This window comes from Actinosynnema sp., from assembly GCF_052038725.1.
In genome coordinates, this window is record NZ_JBQGCX010000687.1 from 1 (window position 1) to 1,696 (window position 1,696).

Genomic DNA, 1,696 nt, shown 5'->3' on the forward strand with positions numbered 1-1,696 from the left:
GCGCGGGACCCTGCGGCTGCGGTTGGCGCGGGCGCTCCACACCGCGCACGGCTATCTGGCGGGCCCGGTGGCCGGGACTGGGGCGCTCGACGGCGCGTGGTTCGACCGCACCACCGGTGAGCTGGAGCGGGCGGGTGAGGAGCAGGCCCGCGCGACCGCCGCGCGGGTCGCGCTCACCGCCGCCGGGCACCGGGCGCACGCCCTGGCGCGCTTCTGCCTGCCCACCGAGCCCGCAGGAATCACCCTGGAGTCCCTCGCTGCCGCCCAGCAGGCCGTCAAGCGCTGGCAGCACACCCCGGACGGCGCGGCCGAGCTGGCCGACCACCTGGCCGCCGCGCACCCCGACCTGGTCGAGACCTGCGAGGCCCTGCGGGACGAGGCGGCCACCGCGCTGTCCGCCCTGGACAGCGCCTGGACCCCGCTGGCGGGCAGGCTCTCGACGTGGGTCGCCCTGCGGGAGGAGGCCGACCGCGCGGCTGAGCGGGTCGCGGTGCTCAAGTCCGCGACCGAGTGGCTCAAGGGCAACGCGGACGGGTTGCGGGCGCAGCGGCTGCGCCCCTACGCCGAGCAGGCCAGGTCCGTGTGGTCCCAGCTGCGCCAGGAGAGCGCCGTCGACCTCGGCGAGATCGCGCTGGAGGGGACCGCCACGAATCGCCGCGTCGAGCTGAAGGCGCAGGTGGACGGTGAACCGGCGGGCGCGCTGAGCGTGATGAGCCAGGGGGAGCTGCACGCGCTGGCGCTGGCGCTGTTCATCCCCAGGGCGACGTCCCCGCGCAGCCCGTTCCAGTTCGTCGTGCTGGACGACCCGGTCCAGGCGATGGACCCGGCCAAGGTGGACGGCTTCGCCCGGCTGCTCGCCGGGATCGCCCGCACCCACCAGGTCGTCGTGTTCTCCCACGACGACCGGCTGCCCGAGGCCGTGCGGGGGTTGAACCTGCCGGGCGCGAACATCGTGGAGATCACCCGCGCCGCGGGGTCCGAGGTCGTCGTCCGCCCGTCCTACGACCCCGTCGAGCGGTACGTCTCGGATGCCTGCGCCCTGGTCAAGGACAGCGAGGTGACCGAGGACTTGAAGGCCGACGTGCTGCCGCTGCTGTGCAGGCTCGCCGTCGAGGCGGCGGCCAGGCGGGTGCACTACGCCCGCAGGCTCGCGGCCGGGTGCGACCGGCTCACCGCCGAGCGGGAGTGGGAGAGCAGGCGCCGCACCCGAGACCGGGTCTCGCTCGTCAGCCCCGACCGCTGGAGCGACGCCAAGCCGTACCGGAACCGGACGCTGGGCGTGTGCGGGTCCGGTGTGCACGACGGGGCGAAGGGCCGGCTGCTCAACATCGTGGAAGACCTGCGCGACACCGTCCGGGACCTGCTGGCGGTCGCGCCGTGACAACGCCCCTCGACTTCCTCGGCAAGGCCGAGCTGGTGTTGGACGGCGGCGTGGGCCTGCCCGCCGCCGTGGCCGCCCGCGCGGCGGCCGTGCTCACCCGCCGTGCGCTGGAGCTGCTGCTCGCGGCGCTGTGCGGGGACCGGGCCACCGGGAGCGCTGCGACCACCTCGCTGCTCATCGCCTCCCGCGCCTTCAAGGGCGAGGACTTCGCCGTCCGCGCGCGACACGCCTGGTCCGCCCTGTCCCGCCTGTGCCACCACCACGCCTACCGCCTGGACCCGGACCGCGCCGAGGTCGCGGGGTGGGTGGTGGAGG

Annotated in this window: 2 protein-coding genes; both read left to right on the forward strand. The window is 75.5% G+C overall.

Annotated elements, in window-relative coordinates:
• On the forward strand, nt 1–1,381 hold a 1,381-nt coding region (locus ACTUAL_RS14495; protein WP_440900610.1), incomplete at its 5' end, for a hypothetical protein.
• The coding region (locus tag ACTUAL_RS14500) for a hypothetical protein (protein ID WP_440900611.1) at nt 1,378–1,696 on the forward strand (319 nt) is incomplete at its 3' end. The genes ACTUAL_RS14495 and ACTUAL_RS14500, both read left to right, overlap by 4 nt.